Here is a 25,121-nt window from a genome sequence, read left to right as displayed (position 1 = left end):
CGCCCGGCGGGGCTCAACAGTACAGATTGCCGCCCGGATCGACGCCGAGGATCTGGCTGAACCGCTGGTACGCGGCGACCCGGCTCTGGACCTGCGCGGGATTCCTGCCGTCGCACTCCAGGGAACCGTTGATGGAGCGGATCGTCTGACCGAAACCGGCCCCGTTGACCATGGCGTTGTGCGGGGTCATGGTGCCCGGCCCGGACTGGGTGTTCCAGTACCACAGGCCGGTCTTCCAGGCGACGGCCGCGTCGTTCTGCACCAGCCAGGGGTTGTTCAGCAGGTCGATGCCCAACGCGTCGCCCGCGGCCTTGTAGTTGAAGTTCCAGCTGAGCTGGATCGGACCGCGCCCGTAGTAGGCGGCCTGGCCGGCCGGGCAGCCGTAGGGCTGGCTCCAGTCGCAGTAGTGCGGGTAGTTGGCGGTGTTCTGCTCGACGACGTGCACGAGGCCGCCGGTCTCGTGGCTGACGTTGGCGAGGAAGGCGGCGGCCTCCCGCTTCTTCGTCGTGTCGCTGCCGGTGTTGGCGAAGCCCGGGTAGGCGGCGAGCGCGGCGGTGAGGCCGCTGTAGGTGTAGAAGGAACTCCGGCCCGGGAACATCTGGTTGAACTGGGCCTCGCTGACGACGAAGTTCCCGACCGGCGTCTGCGAGCCGCCGTCGCAGGCGTACGGCTCCCAGTACCAGGTGCTGATGACCGGGTCGTAGCCCGGGTTGGCGTGCTCGGCGATGTAGGCCCTGCCGTCGGTGTAGCGGACGATGTCGCCGGCGTTGTAGGACCTTCCGGCCGTCCAGTTCGGGTAGCTCGAACACGCGGCGGCGGACGCCTCGGTGGCCGGCAGGACGGCGGGCACGGCGCCCGCGAGGGCCAGCACGGTCAGGGCGGCGGAGATACGGCGCTTCGGCACGGGTCTGCCTCCTTTGCGAAGCACGGCCGTTCCCCGCGAGAAGGGCAGGGGGGAGCCGGACCTTGTCCGGGCGTGCCGGTCGGACCGGCCGGGCGTGGGGGCGGCCGTGGTGGGGGGTGTGGAGGCATACTCAACCGCTTTGGTCTGTACCAGTCAAGGGTGTAGACCACCTCAACCCGGCCTGGTTCAGGCCGGGTCGGGGAAACGGTGGCGTCCGGTCAGCCCAGCGGCTTGTCGAGGACGGCCTTGCGGTGGCTGAACGTCTCGAGGGAGTACCGGCCGTGGTAGCTGCCCGTGCCGCTCTCCCCCACACCGCCGAACGGCAGGTCGGAGACGGTGAGATGGGCGAGCGGAAGTCCGCTGCCGAGCGCGCCGGACGACGTCTCCGCGGCGAACCGCTCCCGGGTCTCGGCGGACTCGGTGAAGACGTAGAGGGCGAGCGGCTTGTCCCGGTCGTCGACGAAGGCGATGGCCTCGTCGAGCCCGGGGACGGTGACGATCGGCAGGATCGGGCCGAAGATCTCCTCGCTCATCACCGGCGACTCGGGCGCGACGTCGGCCAGCACGGTCGGCGCGATGTACTTCGCCGCCCGGTCGCCGGTGCCGCCCACGACCACCCGGCCCGAGTCGAGCAGCGCCGTGAGCCGGTCGAAGTGCCGTTCGTCGACGATCCGGCCGTACTCCGGCGCGTTCGCCGGGTCGTCGCCGTACAGGGCCTCGACGGCGCGGGCCAGCGCGGGTTCCAGGGCCGCGGCGGTCTCCGGGTCGGTCAGCACGTAGTCGGGGGCCACGCAGGTCTGCCCGGCGTTCAGGAACTTGCCGGCCGCCAGCCGGGCGGCGACGACGTCGAGGTCCGTGTCGCGGTCGACGAACGCCGGAGATTTGCCGCCGAGTTCGAGGGTGACCGGGGTGAGGTGCTCGGCCGCGGCGCGCATGACGATGCGGCCGACGGTGCCGTTGCCGGTGTAGAAGATGTGGTCGAAGCGCTCGGCGAGCAGGGCCGTGGTCTCGGGCACCCCGCCCTCGACGACGGCGACGGCCTCGGGGTCGAGGTAGGCCGGCAGCAGCCGGGCCAGCACGGCGGAGGTGGCGGGGGCCAGCTCGCTCGGCTTGGCGACCACCGCGTTGCCCGCGGCCAGGGCGCCGGCCAGCGGGGTGAGCAGCAGTTGCGCGGGGTAGTTCCAGGGCGCGATGACGAGGACGACGCCCAGGGGGTCGTACTGGGTCCAGGCGGTCGCGTCGGTGCCGAGGTGGGCCGGGACGGGCGCGGGCTCGGGACGCAGCCAGTCGGCGAGGTGCTCGAGGGTGTGGTCGATCTCGCGCACGGTGAAGCCGATCTCGGTGCGCTGCGCCTCGGCGGCGCTCTTGCCCAGGTCGGCGTGGAGCGCGGCCTCGAGGTCCGGGCCGTTCTCCGTGAGGAGTGCACGCAGCCGGCCCAGCTGCGCGGTGCGCCACTCGACGGGCTTGGTGCGGCCGGTGCGGAAGGTGGCGCGCAGCCGGGCCAGGATGTCGGCCGGCCGCTCGGGGGCGGGGTGGTTCACGGTGCCTCGTTGGTGTGTGACGCGGGGGGACGGCGGCCGACGACGGCCGCCATGTAGATGCATTCACCAACATTTCAGGTAGCGAAATACATTCCCGCCCCAGGATTCCGTTCCGTGCGCTCCGTCACCCACCGTCACTCGCGTGCGGTGCTCAAGCGTCGGCCCGCACCCCGTCCTCGTCGCGGGCCGGCACCACCACCAGGAAGGCGTCCGTCTCCAGATCCATCACGACGGTGGCGGGCTCGCCCTCGGCGCGGCGTCGCGCCGCGAACTCCTCCGCCGGCCACGACCCGCGCGGAGACCCCGCCGGAAACCGTTCCAACACCTTCGCACCCATGACGGTCACCACCTCCACCATTCCCTCGGATCGGTCGATCGCTCGCGCACTCCTGCGGATGCCCGCGATCCGGGGAGACATGTAAGAGGCGCGTACAGGCCACCCATCTCTACACATAAGGGTGAAATAAGGGCAGAATGGGTGACATAAGGCGCTACCGCACCACGTCTGACGTGGTCGGCCCGGCAAGTCGAAGGAGACGACTCATGGCCAACGTCTCGCACAGCAGAGGTGACATCACCAGCCACCCCGACGCACCGGAGATGCAGGCGCGCTACGCCCGTGTGCTCGACGGTCGCGACGTGGCACTCGTGGACGGACCGGTGTTCCTGCTCGGCCTGTACTGTGCCGTGTCCCCGTGGATACTCCACTTCACCACGAGCCAGCCCGCGCTCGTCGCCCACAACCTGATCATCGGAATCGCGATCGGCCTGCTCGCCCTCGGGTTCACCCGGGCCCCTGAGCGCATGTACGGCCTCAGCGGGGCCATGTGCGCCATGGGCCTGTGGATGATCATTTCGCCGTGGATCGTCGGCAGGAACCCGGACGCCGGCGTCATCTGGAACAACATCATCATCGGCGCCCTGACGCTGGCCCTGGGCACGGTCTGCGCAGCCACGGCGGCGAGGAGCGCCCACCGGCGATAGCTCCGCGAGGCCCGGCACGGAAAGGACGGACCGGACAGCTCGATGCGGCGCGCCGGACCCGGCGCGCCGCACTCGTGCGTCCTCACCGGTTCGCACGCGCCCTCGCCGACTCGCGTACACCTCACCGCGGAGGGCGCGCCCGGGGCCGCACGAGGCCCCCGACGCGACCGGGCACCGGGGTGTCGCGGGCCGGGAGGCCGGAGGAGGGGCACGGCCCGCGGGCCCGCACCGGCCGCCTCACCCCGGCGGGCCGGGCACCGCGGCCCCTCCCGCCGACGGGAGACCGGGACGGACGTCCGTCCCGGTCAGCTCCCGGCCCCCGGACGGAAACGCCGGTAGAGGACCGCTCCGCCCAGGACGAGCGCGGCGCCGCCCGCGAGGGCGGGCAGGGTCGCGTCCGCGCCCGTGTGGGCGAGGGACGCCACGGCCCGCGGCGGTGCCGTGTGCGGGGACGACTGGGGCTGCGCACGCTCCTCGGCGGGGACGTCGGACGTCGGCTTCGCCGGCTGACGCGGTTCCTCGGAACGGTCGCCGGAGGTGTTCGTCGACTCGTTGCCGACGGCCGGGTTGCCGATGCCGACCACGTTCACGCTGTTGCCGCTGACGTTCACCGGCGCGTGGACCGGCAGCTGCACCGTGTTGCCGGAGAGCACGCCCGGGGAGCCCTCCGCCTTCCCCTCGGCCACGGCGCCGCCACCGGGGGTGCCGGGCGAGGCGTCCGTCCCCGCGTGCGCCGTCCCGCCCGTACCGGTGTTGGCGCAGCTGTTGCCCACGGCCGGGTTGAGGAGCCCGACCACGTTCACCGTGTTCCCGCACACGTTCACCGGGACGTCCACGGGGATCTGCACGGTGTTGCCGGAGATCACCCCGGGCGAACCGCTCGCGGAGCCGTCCGCGACGGCACCGTCGGACGCGAACGCCGCGTACGCCGGCATCGTCACGGCCAGCGCGCCGGAGGCCGCGACAGCGAACACACCGTTTCGGGTAACCCTTCGCATGAGGTTCCCTGCCTTCCAGACATTGTCGCGGGCGCTCGCCCGCACCGGTTAAAACGCGGGCGCACCATCCGAGTTATGGCTTATCGGTCTTTCACCCCATCGAGTGGGCGGTTTGTCGAACGAGCGGCACGGTGTCCGCACGCCCGCGCAGGCCCCGCACGCCCGGCGAAAGCGCCCGGAGGCGCGGGCCGCGGGGCCCGTCTATGGTGAGCGAGGGCGCCGGCGACGGGTTCTCGACGGGGCGCCCGGGAGGCATCGATGCTGGCCAAGCTGTCGACTCGGTCCTCGGTCCGGCGTTGCGCGGTCACCGGGGCGCTCGGGTTGGCCCTGCTGGGCGCGGGGCTGCCCGCCGCGACCGCGGACGACACCGGCCCCGGCCTGTCGCGTTTCTACGACCAGAAGATCAGATGGTCGGCGTGCGAGGGCATGGAGGTGCCGAAGGACCTGCAGTGCGGGAAGGTCACCGTCCCCCTCGACTACGACCGCCCCGGGGGCGGAACCCTCGACCTGGCCCTCGCCCGGTACCGGGCGACCGGTCGCTCACGGGGCTCGGTGCTGCTGAACTTCGGCGGACCGGGCGGTTCGGGCGTCGGTGAACTGTCCGCCGGGGGCAAGGACTTCATGCACCTGACCAACGGCTACGACGTGGTGTCGTTCGACCCCCGCGGCGTCGGCCGGTCCTCGCCGGTCACCTGCGGCCCCGCCATCGGCGAGATCGTCGAGGCGACGGACGGGGACGAGGAGATCGGCGACCCGCGGTCCGTGCTCCGCCGGCTGCGCGACGCGGCCGCCGCGTGCGCGAAGCACTCGGGGCCCGTGCTGCCCCACATGGGAACGGTGAACGTCGCCCGGGACATGGACGTGATGCGCGCGGCGCTCGGCGACGACCGGCTCGACTACCTCGGCTTCTCCTACGGCACCCGACTGGGTTCGGTCTACGCCGCGCAGTTCCCCGACAAGGTGGGCCGGATGGTCCTGGACGGCGTGGACACGCTGACGGAACCGCTGGCCGAACAGGGGCTGGCCGGCGCACGGGGGCAGCAGACCGCGCTGGAGAACTTCCTCGACTGGTGCGTCGAGGACATCGCCTGCCCGTTCGGGCAGGACGCCCGGGACGCACGCCGCCAGGTCGTCCAGCTCGTGGGCTCGCTCGACGCGGACCCGGTGCCGACGGCCTTCGGCGAGTCGTTCTCCGGGGAGGACATGGTGGGCGCCATCGGGCAGGCGCTCTACAGCCGGGAACTGTGGCCCTCGCTGGAGCGCGCCCTCGCGCAGCTGGTGGAGGACGGCGACACCCGCGGTCTGGAGCACTTCGCGTCCGGCGGCGTCACCTTCCCCGTCCGCGGGGAGAGCCGTGCGGACGGCGGCGGCCTCACCGACGAGGAGGACATCCCCATGGACAACCTGCCGGCGGCCCTGATGGCCGTCAACTGCGCGGACGACCCCGACCGCCCCACCGCCGAGCAGGTCGTCCGGTCCCTGGGACGGCTGCGCGAGCGGTACGAGGAGGCCTCGCCGGTCTTCGGGCGCTACCGGCTCACCCAGGTGTTGATGTGCTACGGCCGCCCGAAGGGCACCGACTACATACGCGAGGACGTGAAGGACGTCGACACCGCGAAGATGCTGCTGGTCGGCACCCGCGGTGATCCGGCGACGCCGTACCGCTGGACCGTGGAGACGGCCGAGCGGCTCGGCCCCTCGGCGGTGGTGCTCGACAACAGGGGAGAGGGCCACACCGGTTACGCGTCCTCCGACTGCGTCCACCGCAAGATCGACGACTTCCTGCTGTACGGCTCCCTGCCGCCCGACGGCAGTTCCTGCGGCCCCGAGGACGAGGAGCACTGAGCCGTCGCCACGGGGCACCGACGAGGCCCCCCGGTGTACACGGACTGCCCCGAATGCCCGATACGCCCGATCGCTCTATGGTGCTGGCATGGAGCACGATCTGAGTCCCGCCGCCCTTGCCGAGCTGCGCCGGCCCCGCCCGTACCCGGCGGTGTCCGTGCTGACGCCGACGCACCGCCGCGAACCGGACAACGCCCAGGACGCGGTCCGGCTGCGCAACGCGATCGCCGAGGCCAGGAAACAGCTGGAGGACGATCCGGCCGTCACCCGGGAACGGCGCCTCGACGTCGTGCGGGAACTGGACCGGGCCCTCGCCGAAGTCGATCTCACGCACGCCGAGGACGGTCTGGCGATCTTCGCCGCCCCCGGCGAGCACCAGGTCTGGACGCTGGCCCGTCCCGTGCCCGAGCGCGTCGTGCTCTCGGACACCTTCCTGACCCGCAACCTCGTCGCCGCGCAGGCCGCCGAGCGGCCGTTCTGGGTGCTGTCGGTCGCCGCGGACCGCGTCACGCTGTGGAACGGCGGCGGGGACCGGGTCGTCGAGGAGCGCGCCGGCGGCTTCCCGATGGACCGGGCGCCGGAGGAATTCGACCCCGAACGCCAGGAGCAGATCGGCGACGCGCCGAGCACCTTCCGCGACGAGGGCGTCCGCCGGTTCCTGCGCGAGGCCTCCGCCGCGATGGACAAGGTGCTGCGCGCCCGTCCCCGGCCGCTGTACGTCACCGGACCCGAGGCCGCGCTGTCGCTGTTCCAGGAGGCCGGAACGATCACGGCGAACGCGGTGCTCGTCCCGCACGGCGGCCTCGCCCACGGCACCGCCGAGGCCGTGCGGCAGGCGGTGCGGCCGGTGCTCGACGACGAGGCGCGCGGCGCCGTCGAAGCCGTGGCCAGGGAGCTGGAGGCGGCCCGCGGGCGCAAGGACTTCGCGGCGGGCGTCGACGAGCTGTGGGAGAGCGCGCACACCGGGCGGGTCCGGCTGCTCGCCGTCGAGGAGAACTTCCGGGTGACGATGCGGAACGACGGCGACCACCTGATGCCCGCCGACAGCGGCGATCTCGACGCCCGCGAGGACATCGTGGACGAGATCGTCGAGCAGTGCCTGGAGACGGGCGCCGACGTCCGGTTCGTGCCGGACGGTGCGCTGAACGACGTGGACGGCATCGCGGGGGTGCTGCGGTACTGACGCCGTCGCCGCGCCCCGCGGGGCCTTGACGACCGTGAAACCCTGTTCGTCGTACACGCATCCGCCCTCGCGGGTGCGCGGCGGACAGGGAAGGGGCGGGCGGAGCGTGAGCGGTCTTCTGGGTGTGGCGGTCCTGGGCGCGGGGCACATGGGCGCCGATCACATACGGCGCCTCGACAGGGTGGTGAGCGGCGCCAGGGTCGCCGCCGTCGCGGACCCCGACGCCGAACGGGCGCGTGAGGCCGTGGCCGGGATCGACGGGGTGGTCGTGCGCACGGACGCCGAGGCCGCGCTCGACGCGCCCGGCGTCGAGGCCGTCCTGATCGCCTCGCCGGGCGAGGCGCACGAGGAGGCGCTGCTGGCCGCCTTCGCCCGCGGCCTGCCGGTGCTGTGCGAGAAGCCGATGGTGCCGGATCCGGCGGGCGCGCTGCGCGTGGTGGAGGCGGAGGCGCGGCTCGGCCGCAGGCTGGCGCAGATCGGCTTCATGCGGCGGTACGACGCCGAGTACCGGCGGTTGAAGTCCCTGCTGGACGGCGGGCGGCTGGGCCGGCCGCTGATGCTGCACTGCGTGCACCGCAACGTGTCCTCCCCGCCGCACTTCACCTCCGCGATGCTGGTCAACAGCTCCGTCTCGCACGAGATCGACGCCGCCCGCTGGCTGCTGGGCGAGGAGCTGACCGCGGTGACCGTCCTGCGGCCCCGGCCGTCCTCGGGCGCGCCCGAGGGGCTGCTCGATCCGCAGTTCGTGCTCTTCGAGACCGAGCGGGGCGCACTGGTGGACGTGGAGGTCTTCGTCAACTGCGGTTTCGGCTACGAGGTCCGTTGCGAGGCCGTCTGCGAGGCGGGCAGTGCCCGCATCGGGGAGGCGCACACCATGGTGGTGACGGCGGCGGGCGGCGCCCGGGAGGAGGTGCCGCAGGACTACCTCGTGCGGTTCGCGGACGCCTACGACCGCGAGGTGCAGGAGTGGGTGGACGCCACCCGGCAGGGGCGGGTCACCGGGGCGAGCACCTGGGACGGGTACGCCGCCTCCGTGGTCGCCGAAGCCGGCGTCCGGGCCCTGGAGACAGGGGCGCGCACCGCGATCGTGACGGCGCCTCGCCCGGCACTGCACACCCCGGACGGGAACAGGGGTACGACGAACACCTGAGCGACGACGCCCCCGGGGGCCGGTGGACCCCAAGTGGCGTAGGAACACTACGACTTGGAGCGCCACGGACGTACGCCGACCGTGTGCGGACGCCACTTCGGGAAGACCCTGGCATATGCCAGGAGCACCACCGTATCGGGTGTTGCCAAACCTCTTACAGGGCGCCGCGGGCTGTGCGACAGTCGTAGCGGTCCTTCCGCCACCCCCCGGATCCGCCTCGGTCGTACCGTCTGCACATCGGAGCGCGTCATGTCGTCCCCCCTCTCCGCGGACCGTCCAGCCGCCCAGCCACCGGGCGGCGGCCCGGTCGAGGCACTGATCTCGCAGACGCGGCGGCTGCGGGGCGACGTGGACGCCGTACGGCGGGGCACCCGGCACGACGCGGCGGATCCGCGGGGACGCTGGCAGCGCGCCCTGTGCGACCTGGCCCTCCACCAGCTCACGGACGTCGACGAGCACTTGGCGCAACTGCGGGACGGCCCGGACCCCGCGCCGCGGACCGGATCGCTGCTCAGCCGGGTCGGCAGCGCCGAGTGGAACCTGCTGACCGACGAGGCCGACTGGTCCGGTGAGCTCTTCCGGATCCTCGGCCTCGACCCGGCCACCGCCCCGCTCAGCCTCGACGAACTGCCGTCCCTGGTGCTCGCCGAGGACCGGCCGAAGCTCACCGCGATGGTCACGGACTGTCTCGTCGACGCCCGGCCCGTCGACGGGGAGTTCCGCGTCGTGCACCCCGACGGCACCGTACGGACCGTGCACATGATGGGCGAGCCCGTGCTCGACGCCGACGGCAGCACCGCCTCGATGTGGGCGGTGCTGCGGGACGTCGGCGAACTGCGCCGCAGCCAGCGGGTGGTGAGCGAGACCCGTGACTCGCTCCACCGCCACCCGCGGGACGCGGACGGTGGGCGACGGGCCGTGGTGGAACCGCAGGAGGCCGTGCCGCCGCCCTGGCACGCCCTCCTGCGGTTCCCGGACCGGGGACGGCCCGGCCTCGACCTGGCCGCCGGGTGTCCGGCGGCGCCCGTCGGCGCGCCCCGCGGCGGCGGCTGGTACGACGCGTGCCCCCTGGCCGGCGACGAGACGCTGCTCAGCGTGGGCGCCCTCGCGGGCACGGACACCGACGTGGCGTCGGCGCCGGCCCTGGTGATCGGCGCCCTGCGCGGCCTGGCGACCGGGGGTACGCGGATCGGCGAACTGCCGGACCGGCTCACCGGGTTACTGGAGTCCACCACCCTGCCGCCCGTGCACGCCGCCGTGTACTGCGGCTACCGCCCCGGCACCCGCACCCTCACCTGGGCGCACGCCCGGGGCCCCGCCCCGCTGCTGTTCCGCGACGGGACGGGGCGTGAGCTGGACGAGGGCGCCGAGACGCGGCTCGAGGCCGGCGACCTGCTGCTCCTGCACACCGGCGGACTCGCGCCGACGGCCCTGCACCGCCTCCTCGCCCTGGCCCCCCGGCTGACCGGGGCGCGCTCGGCGCGGGACGGCGTACGGCTCGCGACGGAGGCGCTCGGTGGGCCCGGCCCGGCCGGCCGGCCTGACGGCGCCTGTGTGCTGGTCGCCCGGGTGACGGCGTAGCGCACGCGCCGCCCGCTACGCCCGGGCGATGTCGCCACCCCTTCCCCCGCCCTTGGACGCCTTGCCCTTGGGCAGGGCCTGTTCGATCTCCTCCCGCAGTTCCCGGATCTTCGGATAGCCGGCGTACTGGGCGGTGAGCCGGTACATCTGGCGCAGCCGGTCCCAGGTGCGGCGCGAGGAGTTGGACCCCATCGACACCAGTGCCAGGCGCGCGTACCCGGCCGCCTGCTCCGGATCGTCGGCGATGAAGCAGGCGGACGCCATGGAGAGGTGGTCGAAGATCTTCGACCGTTCCTGTGCGTCGACCCGCAGCGCCAGCGCCTTGTCCGCGTAGTGCCGGGCGTGCGTGGCGGCGCCCGGCTCGAACTCCGCGAGCGTGCGGTAGGCCAGCGCCTGCATGCCGTACAGGTCGGCCTCGTTGAACAACTGCATCCAACTCGGCGGCGGCACGTCGCTCCTGTCGGAGACGAACAGGTCCTCCGCCCGGCCGAGGGTCCGGCGCATCGCCTGGCCCTTGCCCATGGACGCCTGCGCCCAGGCCTCGATCGTGTGGAACATCGCCCTGGTCCGGGGCAGCACCTGCTCGCCGGAGCCGGACTGGGCGAGCTTCATCAGGTCCAGCGCGTCGTCGGGCCGGCCCAGGTGCACCATCTGACGGGCGGCCCGGGACAGTGCCTCGCCGGCCCGGGGCCGGTCGCCGCCCTCCCTCGCGGCGTGCGCGGCGATGACGAAGTACTTCTGGGCCGTGGGCTCCAGGCCGACGTCGTGCGACATCCAGCCCGCGAGGACGGCGAGGTTGGCCGCCACGCCCCACAGGCGCCGTTGCAGGTGGGGCGGATGGTGGTAGGCGAGGATGCCGCCCACCTCGTTGAGCTGGCCCACGACCGCCTTGCGCTGGAGTCCGCCGCCACGGGCGGCGTCCCAGGCGCGGAACACCTCGACCGAACGCTCCAGTTCCTCGACCTCCTCCGACCCGATGGGGGCGGCCTCGTAGCGGTCGTACCCGGCGGGGTCGGCGCGCAGGGGATCGGTGACGTGGGGTGCGTCGGCAGTCAGGGCAGGGTCGGTGTGCAGCCAGTCGTGCATGGCGCTGCTGAGTGCGGATCCCGCGGCGAGCGCGGCGCCCGCGCCCACCAAGCCGCGTCGGTTGAGCATGAGGTCCATTCCCGTGAATTCGGTGAGGACCGCCGCTGTCCGCTCGGGCGCCCACGGCACTCCGTCGGGATGTTCCTCGCTCCCGCCGCCCTGCCGTTTCCCCGCGCGCCCGTGCCGGACCAGACCGAGGTCCTCGATGGTCACGACACGGCCGAGACGCTCGGTGAACAGAGCCGCCAGCACCCGTGGCACCGGATCGCGCGGGATCTCTCCCATGTCGATCCACCGCCGTACCCGCGAGGTGTCGGTCGCCAGCTGGGGGTGGCCCATGGCCGCCGCCTGCCGGTTGACCAGCCTCGCGAGTTCGCCCTTGGACCAGCCGGCCAGGCCGAACAGGTCCGAAAGACGGGTGTTGGGTTCTCCGCTCACGTCAAGCCCCCAGGTTCTCGGCTGAGTTGACAGTAGCCCCGCGCGGGTTGCCGGGCGACTATTCGCCACCGTTCGCCAGGGTGCGCCAGATGGTGTGCCACGGGCGGGCGGGTGTCAGGTAGGAATGCGCCACCCCGACCCGGTCGCCGCGGGGGGTACTCCCCAGGGTGGCCCCCGGCGGCCGGGCGGGTAGCGCGAAGGCTTTTCGGAGGGCGCGCCCGCTGCGGCGGGCACCGCCTCCAGGCAGGCACAGCAGGCACACGAAGGGATCTGTCTCGCCCATGTACGCAGCATCGTCCTCCGTGTCCGCCCCGCAGCGATCGCTCCACCCCCGCCCGGCGGCGGGCGGCGGCCCCTACCTCGCCCCCGCGCGTCCGGCGGCCCCGGTGCTCGGGGCGGGCAGGGCGCGGCGCGGCGCGGGAGCCGGCACGCAGCCGCTCAGCGGCAGAATCGACCTGTCCGGCGCCCAGGGCGCCCAGCTGCGCACGGCGATCGCCTCCGTGCACCGGATCTGCCCGGAGTTCGCCCCGGTGCAGGTGCTGCGCCGCAGCGGGCGGTCCGTCCTCCTGGTCGGTATGACCGGACGCAGCACGGCCGTCGCCAAGTGTTTACTGGACCACTCCCCCGCCTGGGCCGAGCGGGTCCGGCACGAAATAGCGGCATACCGCTCGTTCGTCCGGCACCGCCCGCCGGTGCGGGTGCCGAGACTGATCGCGGCGGATCCGGACAACGGCACGCTGGTGATCGAGCGGATGCCGGGACGGCCCGCGGCACTGCGGCGGCACCCGCTGGAGGTGCCGCCGCGGGCGGACATCAGGGCGGCGCTCGGCGCGCTCTGCCGGCTCAACACCTGGCGGCCGCCGGCCGGGACCTTCGACGCCCCGCTGGACTACGCGGCACGGATCTCCCGGTACCACGAGCTCGGACTGCTCACCGACCGGGACCTGGGCGACCTGCAGAAGCTGCTGCACGGCATCGCCCACACCGCCGGGCGCCAGGGCATGGGCCAGTTCTGCCACGGCGACGCGCTGCTGTCCAACATCCTGATGTCACCGGCCGGTCCGGTGCTGGTGGACTGGGAACACGCCGGCTGGTACCTGCCGGGCTACGACCTGGCGACCCTGTGGTCGGTGCTCGGTGACGCCCCGGTGGCCCGCCGTCAGATCAGTCAGCTCGCCCAGTCGCAGGGGCCCGCGGCGCGCGACGCCTTCCTGGTGAACCTGATGCTCGTGCTGACCCGCGAGATCCGTACGTACGAGACGGCCGTGCAGCGGTCGATGCAGGAGACGGCTCCGGTGACCCCGACGGCGGCCCCCACGGGCGCCGTGCCCTCCGGGGAGGAGCAGCGGCTGCTGCTGCGGCGGCTGCACGACGACTGCCAGCTGGCCCGGCGGGCCGTGCGCGCGGCGGTCGGCACGCGCTGACGAGGACGGGAATCCGCGGTGCCGCCCGGGAAGGGGACACCGCGGACTTGGTGTGTCCGGGTCTTTCGGCGAGGGCCATTGGTGTACTCCACTGACGCCCCGCAGGCCGGTGAGCCGCCGCCACGAAACTCGCCGGAGCCCTGTTGACGTGGGAAATCGCCGCAATGTCGGCATGATTGACGGATCGTCGGACCGCCGGGTACCACTGACCCCACGCCCGGCCCCGCACACCCCGCCACGCCCGACCGTCACAGGAGGCCGCTTTGCGAGGATCCGCCACCGTTCCCGAGCCCGCCCCCGGCGGCAGACGCGTCCGTACGACGGCAGGTGCCCTGGCCGCGGCGGCGCTGCTGCTGCCGCTGCTCGGTGCGGCCCCGTCCGTCGCCGGGCCGGCCGCACCGCCCGCCCCGGACCGCCTCCAGCGGGCGTTCGCCGCCGCGGCGGCCGAGTACCACGTGCCGCAGTCCGTCCTGCTCGGCGTCTCCTATCTGCAGTCCCGCTGGGACGCGCACGGCGGCGCCCCGAGCGTGACCGGCGGTTACGGCCCCATGCACCTCACCGACGCCCGCACCGCGCTGGCCGGGGCCTCGCACCACGGTGGGGGCACCGAGGATCCGCGTGGCGACGACGCCCGCGCCCCGCGGCGCACGCGCGAGGCGACTCCCCCCGCGACCAACGGGCTGCCGGCCCGGCTGACCACGCTGCGCAGGGCGGCCGAGCTGACCGGGCTGAGCCCGGACGCGCTGCGCACCGACCCGGCCGCGAACGTGTCGGGCGGTGCCGCGCTGCTGGCCGCCGCACAGCGGGAGCTGGGCGAGCCGCTCAGCGAGGACCCGGCGGACTGGTACGGGGCGGTGGCCCGCTTCTCGGGCGCCGACGACTCCGCCACGGCGGCGGCGTACGCCGACGACGTGTACGGGGTGATCCGTGCCGGCGAGCGGCGGACCACGGACGCCGGGCAGCGGATCACGCTGGCCGCCCGCCCCGACGTGGTCCCCGACACGGCGCAGCTGGCGCACACCGGTCTGCGCGCCGCCGCCTCGGCCGGCACCGAGTGCCCGGCGTCGGTGTCCTGCGAGTGGATCCCGGCACCGTACGAGGAGTTCGGGGACGGCGACTACGGCAACCACGACCTGGGGAACCGTCCCGCCTCCCAGCGCATCCGGTACATCGTCGTGCACGACACGGAGGGCACCTGGAACGGCGTCCTGAACATGGTGCAGGACCCGACCTACGTCTCCTGGAACTACACGCTGCGCTCCACCGACGGCCACATCGCACAGCACGTGAAGGCCAAGGACGTGGCCTGGCACGCGGGCAACTGGTACGTCAACGCGAACTCCGTCGGCCTGGAGCACGAGGGCTTCCTCGCGGACCCGGACGCCTGGTACACGGAGGCGATGTACCGGTCGTCGGCGCGGCTGGTGAAGTACCTGGCCGGGAAGTACGACATCCCGCTGGACCGGCAGCACATCCTGGGCCACGACAACGTGCCCGGCCCGACCGCCTCGACCGTCCCCGGGATGCACACCGACCCGGGCCCGTACTGGGACTGGCGGCACTACTTCCAGCTGCTGGGCCGCCCGATCGAGCCGACCGCCGGCAAGAAGGCGCAGCTGGTGACGATCCGCCCCGACTACGACACGAACCGCCCGGAGTACACCGGCTGCACGGCCGCGGGCACGCCCTGCCCTGCGCACGGTTCCAGCGAGGTGCGGCTGTACACCGACCACGACGTGAACGCGCCCCTGGTCGAGGACGTGGGTCTCGGCACCACCCCGACGACCGGGGTGAACGACCTGTCATCGCGGGTCTCCACGGGCCAGCAGTTCGCGGTGGCCGACCGGTGGGGCGACTGGACGGCCATCTGGTACCTGGGCCAGAAGGCCTGGTTCCACGATCCGAAGAAGCACCCGGCGGCGGTACCGGCCTCGGGCCGGCTGGTCACCCCGCGCGCCGGTCTGGAGAGCGTCCCGGTGTACGGACGTGCGTACCCGGAGAGCGCCGCCTACCCGGCGGGTGTGCCCGCGCAGGCGGTGTCACCGCTGCGGTACACGCTGCCGAAGGGGCAGGCGTACGTGGTGGGCGACGAGGTGCCGGGCGAGTACTACTACGCGGTCACCTTCGACGAGGCGTCCCACCGGGTGGTGACCGGCCGGGACCGGTACTACGAGATCCAGTACGGCCACCGGGTCGCGTACGTGCGTGCCGCGGACGTCACGCTCACGACCGCGCGGTAGCGGCCTGCTCAGCCCTGCTGGAAAAGCTCCGCCGGGAGCGGCTTCAGCAGGGCGTACAGGTCGTCGGTGATGGGACGGTCCCAGGCGGCGATGGTCACCAGGACGTTGTCGCTGCGGTCGAACTGCACGCAGGAGATCCGGCTCTCGGAGAGTTTGAGGCGGCGCACGATCAGCAGGTTGTCGCCCTGCATGACCGGCACGTCCTCGGTGCCGACGACCGTGATCTCCTCGTCGTTCTCCAGGGCCAGCAGCAGCTGGGCCACCTCGAAGGGGATCTCCCCCTCGGGGACGTCGCGGGCCGGGGAGCCCTCCGGCAGATTGCCGATGATCATCGCGGGGCCGCGTCCGCCGAACAGGTCGTAGCGCAGGAAGACACCCTGGCAGCTGCCGTCGGGCGCGGGGAGGAGCCCGGCGCCCAGGTTCCCGGGCCAGTCACCGGGGTCCATGGCCAGTACGTCGAAGTCGGGCCCGGCGGGCGTGGCGCTGCGGCGGCGGAGGAACGACATGCCGCCATGGTACGTGGCCGGGCCCCCTGAACGGAGTGCGGGCGGGCGTCGGGGTCGCGGGAGGCGGCGACCGGCCGCGGCCGGTTCCCCCGGGGGGCGTGCGGGGTCATTCCCGCGGCGGGGCGGGCGGCACCACCGCGACCGGGGACGCGGCGTGCAGCAGGACGGCGTGGGTGACCGAGCCCATCATGCGGGCGGGGGCCAGCAGGCGCCGGCGGTGGCGGCCGACGACGACCAGTTCGGCGTCCCGGGAGGCCGCGACGAGGTGCCCCGCGGCGTCACCGGCCACGACGTACGCGTCGGCGCGGACGTCGTGGTGACGTCCGCGGTGGGGCGCGAGGAGGCCGTCGGCCAGAACGCGGGTCTCGCTCTTGACGGAGACCTCGTCGATCACGAGGGGCACCGCCTGGCCGGCGGCGGCCCAGGACTGCACCGGCCACGGGTGGGCGGCCACGACCTGGAGGCGGGCGCCGCGCCGCGCGGCCTCGGCGAAGGCGAAGGACAGCACCGCGTCGTCGGGGCTGTCCACGTGCAGGCCGACGACCACCCGCGGGCCGGGCTCGGCCGGTGGCGCGCCGTGCACCTCACGGCCGGGGCGGGGCACCACGACGACGGGGCACCGGGCGTCGCGGGCGGCGGCCAGACCGTTGGAGCCGAGCAGCAGGCTGGCGAATCCGCCGCGGCCGCGGGAGCCGAGCACCAGCAGCTGGGCGTCGGCGCCCAGTTCCGGCAGTACGGCGGCCGGTGCGCCCTCCACGCCGAGGTACTCCGTCTCCGGCGTGTCGGCCCGGTCCCGCAGACGGGCGCGGGCCTCCTCGAGCACCGGGTCCTCACCGGTGTCCGGTGGGCCGGGGACCGGTACGCCGCCCCGTGCCCGGGCGGCGTGCTGCCGCACGTGCACCACCCGCAGCGGCGCCGCGCGCCCGCGGGCCGCGTCGACGGCCCAGTCCAGTGCGCGCAGGCTGTCCTGCGAACCGTCGACCGCCGCGATGACCGGCAGGGTGCTCATGGGTTCCTCACCTCCGGAGGGACGATCTTCCCCCTCGTGGCGTCAGCCTCGCTCAGGCGTCGGCCGCGACGGGGCGCTCACGGTCGCGTGTCCGGAAAATCGGGTGGAACACCCCCGGATCGGCCGGACGGTCTCCGGCCGGCGCACTCCGCGCCCGGGATCAGGTGAGGTCGAACTCCCCTTCCCGCGCTCCCGACACGAACGCGCCCCACTCCGCGGGGGTGAAGATCAGGGAGGGGCTCTCCGGGCTGCCGCTGTTCCGCATGGCGATGAACCCCTCGACGAAGGCGATCTGGACATCCCCCAGTCCTCGGCTGCTGGACTGCCACTGCGCGTTGCTGAGATCCAGCTCCGGCTTGTCCCAGCCCATGAGCGGGCGCTGGTGGGTGGTGCTCTCGGCCACGTCCGTGCTCCTCCCGGTCTCGTCGTCCGCGGGCCAGCCTAGCGAGCGGGTGGGACCGCCGACAGGCCGTGCGGGGCGCGCCTTTCGGAAGATCGGCGCCGGGGTTCCCGGGCGACCCTCGGGAACCCCGGGCCTCCCCCGTCTCAGGCGTGCCCGAGGAAGGCGGCGACCCTGCGGACGAACCACTGCGGGTCGTCCAGCCACGGGTAGTGCGCGGCGCCCGGCTGCACCGCGACCTCGGCGTGCGGGAAGACGTCGGCGCAGCGGCGGGCGAGTTCCGGGCGGGGGCCGCCGTCGACCTCGCCGGCGAGGACGAGCACCCGGGCGGCGCAACGGGCGAGGGCCGCCCGGGTGGCGGGCGGGTCGAAGGCGTCCGGGGACAGGTAGACCTCGGCGGCCTCCTCGTTGGTCTGCTGCTCGTCCCGGGACACGTGGGCGCGGGCGGTGTCGTCCCAGCGGCCGTGGAAGAAGGGGAGGAACACGGGATCGAAGTCGCGGGTTCCCGCCAGCCAGGCCCGGAAGGGCTCGTACGCCTCTTCGAACCAGGGTTCGTCCTTGCGCAGCAGCGCCGCCTCGAGCCGGTCCTCGGCCGTCGCCGGCCTGCCCAGCGCCCACGGTGTGGCGGTGACCAGGACGAGCCGCCGGACGCGTGCCGGGTGGCGGGCGGCGTACAGCAGGGCGAGGCTGCCGCCCGCCGAGTGGGCGAGGACGTCCACGCTCTCCGGGCCGAGGTGGACGCGGAGGGCCTCCACGTCGTCCACGAGCCGGTCGCAGCGGTACGTCGCGGGGTCGTCGGGCACCGCGGAGTCGCCGGTGCCGCGCAGGTCGAGGAGGACGAGCCGGCGGTGGGCCGTCAGGCCGCCGAGGTCCCCCAGGTAGGCGGAGGCGCGCATGGGCCCGCCCGGCAGGACGATCAGCGGGTCCCCGTCGCCCCGGACATGGTAGGCGAGTTCGGTTCCGTCGTACGCGGTGAAGGTCGGCACGACGCCGATCATGGCCGTCGGCCGCGGCGGGTGCAACGGAGTTGTCGTACCGGGCCCTAGGAACCGGCGAAGCGGTCCCGGAGTTCTCGCTTGAGGATCTTGCCGCTGGCGTTGCGCGGCAGGGCGTCCACGAACAGGACGCGCTTGGGGGCCTTGAAGGCGGGCAGCTTCTCGCGGGTGTGGGCGATCAGTTCGTCCTCGGTGACCTCGCCGCGGCGGACGACGACCGCCGTGACGGCCTCGATCCAGCGTTCGTCGGGCAGGCCGACCACGGCGGCCTCGGCGACGGCCTCGTGGGTGTAGAGGGCGTCCTCGACCTGGCGGGAGGCGACCAGGACGCCGCCGGAGTTGATGACGTCCTTCACCCGGTCGACGATGGTGAGGTAGCCGTCGGCGTCCCGGACCGCGAGGTCGCCGGAGTGGAACCAGCCGCCGCGGAAGGCCGCCTCGGTCTCCTCGGGCCTGTCCCAGTAGCCCTCGCACAACTGCGGGGAACGGTAGACGACTTCGCCGGGGGTGCCGTCGGGCACGTCCTTGCCGTCCTCGTCGACCACGCGCGCGTCGACGAACAGGACGGGCCGGCCGCAGGAGTCCATGCGGCCCTCGTGCTCGTCGGGGCCGAGGACGGTGGCGAGGGGGCCGATCTCGCTCTGGCCGAAGCAGTTGTAGAAGGCGAGGTGCGGGAGGCGTTCGCGCAGCCGCTCCAGGACGGGCACGGGCATGATCGACGCGCCGTAGTAGGCCTTGCGGAGGCCGTCGAGGTCGCGGGTGGCGAAGTCGGCGCGGTTCGCGAGGCCGATCCAGACCGTGGGCGGTGCGAACAGGCTGTCCACGCGGCCGGCCTCGATCAGGTCGAAGAGGCGGTCGCCGTCCGGTGCGTCCAGGATGATGTTGGTCGCGCCGACGGCGAGGTAGGGCAGCAGGAAGACGTGCGTCTGCGCCGAGTGGTAGAGGGGCAGCGCGTGCGCGGGGCGGTCGCCGGCGCCGAGGTCCAGGGCGGTGATGGCGCTGAGGTACTCGTGCACCAGGGCCCGGTGCGTCATCATCGCGCCCTTGGGCAGCGCGGTGGTGCCCGAGGTGTAGAGCAGCTGCACCAGGTCCTCGCCGTCCGGCTCGGGACCGTCGTGGGCGGGTGCCGTGGCCAGCCGGTCGAGCAGACAGCCGTCGGCGTCGCGCAGTGGCAGGGTGCGTACGCCGTCGGGGAGGCGGCCGGCGAGGTCCGGGTCGGTGAGGACGAGGGCGCTGCCGGACTGGCCCACGAGGTAGGCGAGGTCGTCGCCGGTGAGGTTCTGGTTGACCGGGACGTGCACGAGGCCCGCGCGGGCGCAGGCGAGGAAGGCGATCAGGTAGGCGTCCGAGTTGTGCCCGTAGGCGGCGACCCGGTCGCCGGGGGCGAGCCCCTGGTCCCGCAGGACGCTCGCCGCGCGGGAGACCGCGGTGTCGAGTTCCTCGTACGTCCAGGAGCGGTCGCGGTACTCCACCGCGACGCGCGCGGGGGTGCGTCGGGCGCTGCGCCGCAGCACCCCGTCGACCGTGCTGCGGTGTCCGGGCGTCATGGCATGATCCTCGGCCGGTACGGGGGGCGGGTCAAGACGTGTGCGGGTGACGCCCCGGCTCATGCCGTCATGCCACTGACACGCTCACGCACCGATCGTCCGGCCGGGGGTCTCGTCCCGCTTCTGCGAGCGGGGACGTTCCGGCGCCGCCCGCGCTGCGGGTCGTCCGGGTGCGCGAGCGCCGAGCGGCACCGTCCCGCGGCCGGTCCGGTGACCCGCCGGGCGGGCCGCGGCCCGTGGGTCTCGCACGCCCCATTGACACGATCCGCCGCTGACAGGAAAGTTTCACCCCGCACGGCGATCCGGGAAAGATACTTTCAGCTTCGGTGGCGGGAGGCTCTTCGATGGCCGGTCAGGGGACGAGCGGATTCACGCGGCGGCAACTGGGCGCCGGCGCCCTGGCGCTGGGCGGGGCGCTGGCGATCGCCCCGCTCGCGGCCGGGCCCGCCGAGGCCGTCGCGGACAGGACCCGCCGCCCCACCCTCGAACGCGGCTCGGCGGAGCGCGCCGGGCTGCTCCGCGGCCATCTGCGGCAACTGGTCACCGACGCCGAGGCGTTCCTCGCCCCCTCTCCCGAGCACCCCTGGTACGCGGGCGCCGTGCTGCTCGCCGGGCGCGGCGGCACGGTGGCGCTGCACGAGCCGATCGGCATGGCGGTGCGCTACCGGGCGTACGACGAGAAGACCGACACCGGGATCGAGTTCCCGGCCGGGCAGCAGATCCCGATGGCCGAGGACACGGTGTTCGACCTCGCGTCGATCTCCAAGCTGTTCACCTCGCTCCTGGCCGTGCAGCAGATGGAGCGGGGCGCGCTGGACCTTCGGGCGCCGGTCGCCTCGTACCTGCCGGAGTTCGGACGCGCGGGCAAGCAGGAAGTGACGATCCGTCAGCTGCTCACCCACACCTCCGGGTTCCGGGCCTGGATCCCGCTGTACAACGCGCCGACGTACGAGGAGAAGATCCGGCTCGTCCACGACGAGGCTCCGGTCAGCCCGCCCGGCACCGCGTACCTCTACTCGGACCTGAACATGATCTCGCTCCAGCTGGTGCTGGAGAAGGTCACGGGCCGCACCCTGGACGTCCTGCTGCGCGAGGAGATCACCGCCCCGCTCGGCCTGCGCCGCACCCGCTACAACCCGCCCGCCTCCTGGCGGCCGAAGATCGCGGCCACGGAGGACGCCCGCCGCCCCTGGTCCGGCCTCGACCGGGGGCTGGTGTGGGGCGAGGTGCACGACGAGAACGCCTTCAGTCTCGGCGGGGTCGCCGGCCACGCGGGGGTGTTCTCCTGCGCGTGGGACCTGGCGGTGCTGGGCCGCACGCTGCTCAACGGCGGGTCCTACGGGCGGGCGCGCATCCTGCGGCAGGAGTCGGTGGAGCTGATGTTCACCGACTTCAACACCGCCTTCCCCGGCGACGAGCACGGCCTGGGCTTCGAGCTCTACCAGCACTGGTACATGGGCGCGATGGCCACGCCGCGCACCGCCGGGCACACCGGCTTCACAGGCACCTCCCTGGTGCTCGACCCGACGACCGACTCGTTCCTCGTCGTGCTGGGCAACTCGGTCCACCCGGTGCGCAGTTGGCGCTCAGGGTCGGCTCCCCGGGTGGCGGCCGGCACGAACCTGGCGCGCGCCGTGCCCGTCCGCCCGGCGCACGGACGCACCGCCTGGTTCTCGGGGACGGCGAGTTCCGCGTCGGCGACGCTCGCCCTGCCCGCGCTGGACACGTCCGCCGGGGAGGCGCGGCTGCACTGCGCCCTGTGGTGGGACACCGAGCCCGGGGCGGACGTGCTCGCCCTGGAGGCCACCACGGACGGCGGCGCCACGTGGCGGCCCGTCCCCTTCACGACCACGCGCCGCGGCGAGGAGCCCCGGACGCGTCCGGCGGGCTCGGTCGGCGGCTGGTCGGGGCGCGTGTGGCACCGCCTGGCGGCGGACCTCCCGGCCGCCCGCGGGCTGGTCCTGCGCTGGCGGTACACGACCGACCGGCTGTACGTGGGCCGCGGGGCGTACGTCGACGGGCTGCGCGTCCAGGCGGCCGGCGGCGTCCTGTTCGACGACGCGCGCCCGGCGGACGCGGCGCGGATCGAGGCGGCGGGATGGACGCCGTCGGCCGACTAGGGCAGGCCACGAGGGGCCGCTACCCGTTGAACACGGCCTTCTGCACCTCGTTCGGTCCGTCGAAGCTGTTCTCCTTCAGGCCGTCGAGACGGCTGACGACCTTGTCGTCCGCCCCGTTCCTGCGGGCGCAGTCGACGAGCGCCTTCTTGTCCGCCGGGTAGTCGATGCCGCTGAGGGCCTTCTGCAGGTCGATGGGGCTGAGGTCCGCCATGGCAGACTCCTTGTCGTGCTGGTGATGCGCACGGTATTTCCGTCATGTCGTGGTACCCGGCCCGGACCCGCGCATGCGCCGGTCACCCCCCGGTCCGCTCCAGCACGGCCATCGCGGCGTTGTGTCCCGGCACCCCGCTGACCCCGCCTCCGCGCACCGCCCCCGCCCCGCACAGCAGGACGTTGTCCTGGTCCGTCTCCACTCCCCAGCGGCCGGTGCCCTCGGCCGCGTGGGGCCAGGACAGCTCGCGGTGGAAGATGTGGCCGCCGGGCAGCCTGAGGTCGCGGTCCAGGTCCAGCGGTGATCTCGCCTCGATGCAGGGCCGTCCCTCGGCGTCGGTCGCCAGGCAGTCCGCGAGGGGTTCGGCCAGGTGGGCGTCGAGCTGGGCGAGGGTCGACCTCAGCAGTTCCTCGCGGACGGCGTCGTTGTCCCGGGCGAAGAGCCGGGCAGGGGCGTGGAGACCGAAGAGGGTGAGGGTGTGCAGGCCCCGCTCGGCGAGGTCGGGGGCGAGGATCGTGGGGTCGGTCAGCGAATGGCAGTAGATCTCCGAAGGCGGGACGGCGGGCAGGTCACCGGCCGCGGCCCGGGCGTACGCGGTGGCCAGCTGCTCGTAGCCCTCCGCGATGTGGAAGGTCCCCGCGAAGGCCTCGCGCGGGTCGACCGCGGGGTCGCGCAGCGCCGGCAGGCGCTCGAGCAGCATGTTCACCTTGAGCTGGGCGCCCTCGGCGGGCGGGGGCGGCGCCTGGCCGGTCAGGGCCGCCAGCTCCCGCGGGGAGGCGTTCACCAGGACGTGGCGCGCGGCGGCGACGCCCTCGCCGTCGGCCGACCGGTAGGTGACCTCGGCCGCCTTTCCATCCGTGTCGACGCGCACCGCCTCGTGCCCGGTGGCGAGCACGGCACCCGCGGCGCGGGCCGCGTCGGCCAGCGCGTCGGTGAGGGCGCCCATGCCGCCGACCGGCACGTCCCAGGCGCCGGTGCCGCCGCCGATCACGTGGTACAGGAAGCAGCGGTTCTGGCTCAGGGCGGGGTCGTGGGCGTCGGCGAAGGTGCCGATCAGCGCGTCGGTGAGGGCCACGCCCCGCACCAGGTCGTCCGCGAAGTGCGCCTCGATCGCGACGCCGATCGGCTCCTCGAACAGCGCCCGCCAGGCGTCCTCGTCGTCGACCCGGCGGCGCAGCTCCTCCCGGGTGGGCAGCGGCTCGGTGAGGGTCGGGAAGACCCGCTGGGCGACCTGGCCGGTCATGCCGTAGAACCTCTGCCAGGACTCGTACTCCCGCTCCGAGCCGGTGAGCGCGGCGAACGACTCCCGGGTGCGCCGCTCGCCCCCGCCGACGAGCAGCCCGGTGGGCCGGCCGTCCCGGTGGACCGGCGTGTACGAGGAGACGGTGCGGCCGCGTACCCGGAAGCCGAGGCCGAGGTCCCGCACGATCTTCCGGGGCAGCAGGCTGACCAGGTACGAGTACCGGGACAGCCGTGCGTCGAGGCCGGCGAACGGCCGGGTGGACACGGCCGCGCCCCCGGTGTGGCCGAGCCTCTCCAGCACCAGCACGGAGCGCCCGGCGCGGGCCAGGTAGGCGGCGGCGACCAGCCCGTTGTGGCCGCCGCCGACGATGACGGCGTCGTAGGTGCGGGATGCGCGGGGTGGGGTCATGGCTCTTGGTAGCACGAGGTGATCCCGGGGTGCCAGGGGTGGACCGGGGCGGCCGGCGTCCGCGCGCTCACGGGCGGGCGGTGTCCGCGCGCTCACGGCGGGCGGCGGGCGGCTCAGCCGGATCCGGCGCGCCGGAGGACCGCCGCCCTGCGGTGGAGTTCCACCGCCTCCGGCACCCGGCCCAGCTGCTCCAGGCAGTGCGCCTCGTCGTCGCGGCTGGCGAGGGTGTCGGGGTGGTCGGGCCCGAGGACGCGTTCACGGGCGGCCGCGACCTCGCGGTACTCGGCCAGGGCGGCGGACCAGCGGCCCAGCCAGCCGAGGCCCACGGCGACCTCCCGGCGGCTGACCAGGGTGTCGGGGTGGTCGGGCCCGAGGACGCGCTCGCGGATCGCCCGGACCTCGCGCGCCGTCGTGAGCGCCTCCTCCCAGCGGCCGAGGCGTCCGAGGTTGACCCCGAGGCCGTGCCGGGCGCGCAGGGTCTCGGGGTGCTCGGGGCCCTGGACGCGGGTGCGGTCGCCGATCAGCGCGGCGTACAGCGCCAGCGCCTCGGCGCTGCGTCCGAGGCGGCCCAGGCAGATGCCCGACTCGTAGCGGGCGGCGAGGGTGTCGGGGTGGTCCGGGCCGAGGGCCCGGGTGCGCGCGTCGACGACCTCGCGGTAGGTCTCCAGGGCTTCCCGCCAGCGGCCGAGCCGGCCGAGCGCGTAGGCCACCTCGTAGCGGGTGACCAGGGTGTCGGGATGTTCGGGTCCGAGGACCCGGGCGCGGGCCTCGGCGACCTCGCGGGCCATGCGGTGGGCGTCCTCGGGTCGGCCGAGCCGGCCGAGGTTGAAGGCGAGGTTGTGGCGGCAGCGCAGGGTGTCGGGGTGATCGGCGCCCATGGTGCGCTCCCGGGCGGCGAGCACGGCCGTGTAGACCTGGTGGGCGTCGGCGTACCGGCCCAGCCTGCCCAGGACGTACGCCATCTCCTGGCGCGCGGCGAGCGTGTCGGCGTGGTCGGCGCCCAGCACCCGGATCCGGGCCTCGGCCACGCGTTTGTACGCGCGCAGCGCGTCGGCGGCGCGGCCGGTGCGGCTGAGGGTGAAGGCGATCTCGTAGCGGCTGGCGAGGGTGTCGGGGTGGTCGGGGCCCAGCAGGCGCTCGCGTTCGCCGGCCACGGCCCGGTGCAGCCTCGCCGCCTCCGTCCAGCGGCCGAGCCGGCCGAGGCCCAGTGCGGCGCCGTGCCGTTCGGCCAGCGCGGTCAGGGCCGTCGGCGTCGGGGCGGGCCGCTCGCCGGGGGCGGGTGCCGCCGCCTCGGGCCCGGGGGCCGTG

21 protein-coding genes are annotated in these 25,121 nt (G+C 74.0%); 8 read left to right on the top strand and 13 right to left on the bottom strand.

All coding sequences use genetic code 11. The features are described 5' to 3' along the window. Positions 1-13: 13 nt before the first annotated feature. From JHAT_RS17550 to JHAT_RS17540, 3 genes are all read right to left on the bottom strand, one after another. Positions 14-904, bottom strand: a complete 891-nt coding sequence (locus tag JHAT_RS17550; protein WP_077799135.1) for a glycoside hydrolase family 19 protein — start codon at positions 902-904, stop codon at positions 14-16. 218 nt (positions 905-1,122) lie between these two features. Then, positions 1,123-2,445, bottom strand: coding sequence for an aldehyde dehydrogenase family protein (locus JHAT_RS17545; protein ID WP_077799134.1), 1,323 nt, complete (start codon positions 2,443-2,445; stop codon positions 1,123-1,125). A 151-nt stretch (positions 2,446-2,596) separates the two neighbouring features. Then, positions 2,597-2,803, bottom strand: coding sequence for a hypothetical protein (locus JHAT_RS17540; protein WP_077799133.1), 207 nt, complete (start codon positions 2,801-2,803; stop codon positions 2,597-2,599). A 185-nt stretch (positions 2,804-2,988) separates the two neighbouring features. Between JHAT_RS17540 and JHAT_RS17535 the strand changes: the two genes are divergently transcribed. Next, positions 2,989-3,429 (top strand): SPW repeat protein, encoded by a 441-nt coding sequence (locus tag JHAT_RS17535; RefSeq protein WP_077799132.1) that lies wholly within the window; start codon positions 2,989-2,991, stop codon positions 3,427-3,429. Positions 3,430-3,734: 305 nt separating this feature from the next. Here the strand turns inward: JHAT_RS17535 and JHAT_RS17530 are convergent, their stop codons facing one another. Then, positions 3,735-4,427: a chaplin gene (locus tag JHAT_RS17530; protein WP_077799131.1), complete on the bottom strand. Its 693-nt coding sequence runs from the start codon at positions 4,425-4,427 to the stop codon at positions 3,735-3,737. Positions 4,428-4,685: 258 nt separating this feature from the next. Here JHAT_RS17530 and JHAT_RS17525 point away from each other — a divergent pair, with 258 nt between their 5' ends. The 4 genes from JHAT_RS17525 to JHAT_RS17510 all read left to right on the top strand — a co-directional run bounded on the left by JHAT_RS17525 (position 4,686) and on the right by JHAT_RS17510 (position 10,186). Continuing rightward, positions 4,686-6,272 (top strand): alpha/beta hydrolase, encoded by a 1,587-nt coding sequence (locus tag JHAT_RS17525; RefSeq protein ID WP_077799130.1) that lies wholly within the window; start codon positions 4,686-4,688, stop codon positions 6,270-6,272. 88 nt (positions 6,273-6,360) lie between these two features. Continuing rightward, the gene (locus JHAT_RS17520) at positions 6,361-7,455 is read left to right on the top strand and encodes a chemotaxis protein (RefSeq protein WP_077799129.1); all 1,095 of its coding nucleotides are present in this window, start codon (positions 6,361-6,363) and stop codon (positions 7,453-7,455) included. Between the two features lie 106 nt (positions 7,456-7,561). Next, on the top strand, positions 7,562-8,605 hold the full coding sequence (locus JHAT_RS17515; RefSeq protein WP_077799128.1) for a Gfo/Idh/MocA family protein: 1,044 nt from the start codon (positions 7,562-7,564) through the stop codon (positions 8,603-8,605). 249 nt (positions 8,606-8,854) lie between these two features. Next, the gene (locus JHAT_RS17510) at positions 8,855-10,186 is read left to right on the top strand and encodes a PAS domain-containing protein (RefSeq protein ID WP_077799127.1); all 1,332 of its coding nucleotides are present in this window, start codon (positions 8,855-8,857) and stop codon (positions 10,184-10,186) included. A gap of 15 nt (positions 10,187-10,201) precedes the next feature. On the opposite strand, the gene JHAT_RS17505 is transcribed toward JHAT_RS17510, so the two are convergent. Next, positions 10,202-11,710, bottom strand: coding sequence for a hypothetical protein (locus tag JHAT_RS17505; RefSeq protein WP_077799126.1), 1,509 nt, complete (start codon positions 11,708-11,710; stop codon positions 10,202-10,204). A 281-nt stretch (positions 11,711-11,991) separates the two neighbouring features. Between JHAT_RS17505 and JHAT_RS17500 the strand changes: the two genes are divergently transcribed. Both JHAT_RS17500 and JHAT_RS17495 read left to right on the top strand, forming a co-directional pair. Beyond that, a complete protein-coding gene (locus JHAT_RS17500; RefSeq protein ID WP_077799125.1) occupies positions 11,992-13,134 on the top strand; it encodes an aminoglycoside phosphotransferase family protein in 1,143 nt (380 codons plus the stop codon). Positions 13,135-13,397: 263 nt separating this feature from the next. Then, positions 13,398-15,374 (top strand): N-acetylmuramoyl-L-alanine amidase, encoded by a 1,977-nt coding sequence (locus tag JHAT_RS17495; RefSeq protein ID WP_077799124.1) that lies wholly within the window; start codon positions 13,398-13,400, stop codon positions 15,372-15,374. 8 nt (positions 15,375-15,382) lie between these two features. On the opposite strand, the gene JHAT_RS17490 is transcribed toward JHAT_RS17495, so the two are convergent. From JHAT_RS17490 to JHAT_RS17470, 5 genes are all read right to left on the bottom strand, one after another. After that, the gene (locus tag JHAT_RS17490; protein WP_077799123.1) at positions 15,383-15,880 is read right to left on the bottom strand and encodes a hypothetical protein; all 498 of its coding nucleotides are present in this window, start codon (positions 15,878-15,880) and stop codon (positions 15,383-15,385) included. Between the two features lie 106 nt (positions 15,881-15,986). Continuing rightward, positions 15,987-16,889, bottom strand: coding sequence for a universal stress protein (locus JHAT_RS17485; protein WP_077799122.1), 903 nt, complete (start codon positions 16,887-16,889; stop codon positions 15,987-15,989). A gap of 160 nt (positions 16,890-17,049) precedes the next feature. Next, positions 17,050-17,292, bottom strand: a complete 243-nt coding sequence (locus JHAT_RS17480) for a DUF397 domain-containing protein (RefSeq protein WP_043377340.1) — start codon at positions 17,290-17,292, stop codon at positions 17,050-17,052. A gap of 143 nt (positions 17,293-17,435) precedes the next feature. Beyond that, positions 17,436-18,275 carry an alpha/beta fold hydrolase gene (locus tag JHAT_RS17475; protein WP_077799198.1) on the bottom strand — a complete coding sequence of 280 codons (840 nt, stop codon included), beginning with the start codon at positions 18,273-18,275 and terminating at the stop codon, positions 17,436-17,438. Between the two features lie 56 nt (positions 18,276-18,331). Beyond that, positions 18,332-19,831, bottom strand: a complete 1,500-nt coding sequence (locus JHAT_RS17470) for an acyl-CoA synthetase (protein ID WP_077799121.1) — start codon at positions 19,829-19,831, stop codon at positions 18,332-18,334. 344 nt (positions 19,832-20,175) lie between these two features. On the opposite strand from JHAT_RS17470, the gene JHAT_RS17465 reads away from it, so the two are divergent. Beyond that, the gene (locus JHAT_RS17465; RefSeq protein ID WP_171990943.1) at positions 20,176-21,951 is read left to right on the top strand and encodes a serine hydrolase domain-containing protein; all 1,776 of its coding nucleotides are present in this window, start codon (positions 20,176-20,178) and stop codon (positions 21,949-21,951) included. A gap of 19 nt (positions 21,952-21,970) precedes the next feature. On the opposite strand, the gene JHAT_RS17460 is transcribed toward JHAT_RS17465, so the two are convergent. The 3 genes from JHAT_RS17460 to JHAT_RS17450 form a co-directional block, all read right to left on the bottom strand. Then, positions 21,971-22,162 (bottom strand): DUF2795 domain-containing protein, encoded by a 192-nt coding sequence (locus JHAT_RS17460; protein WP_077799119.1) that lies wholly within the window; start codon positions 22,160-22,162, stop codon positions 21,971-21,973. Between the two features lie 82 nt (positions 22,163-22,244). Further along, positions 22,245-23,813, bottom strand: coding sequence for an NAD(P)/FAD-dependent oxidoreductase (locus JHAT_RS17455; RefSeq protein ID WP_077799118.1), 1,569 nt, complete (start codon positions 23,811-23,813; stop codon positions 22,245-22,247). A gap of 113 nt (positions 23,814-23,926) precedes the next feature. Then, on the bottom strand, positions 23,927-25,121 hold a 1,195-nt coding region (locus tag JHAT_RS17450; RefSeq protein WP_143660449.1), incomplete at its 5' end, for a tetratricopeptide repeat protein.

The organism is Streptomyces sp. JHA26 (assembly GCF_002005565.1).
In the GTDB taxonomy this organism is placed as follows: Bacteria; Actinomycetota; Actinomycetes; order Streptomycetales; family Streptomycetaceae; genus Streptomyces.
The sequence above is the reverse complement of the archived record's forward strand: the minus strand, read 5'-3'. Positions and strand labels throughout refer to the sequence as shown.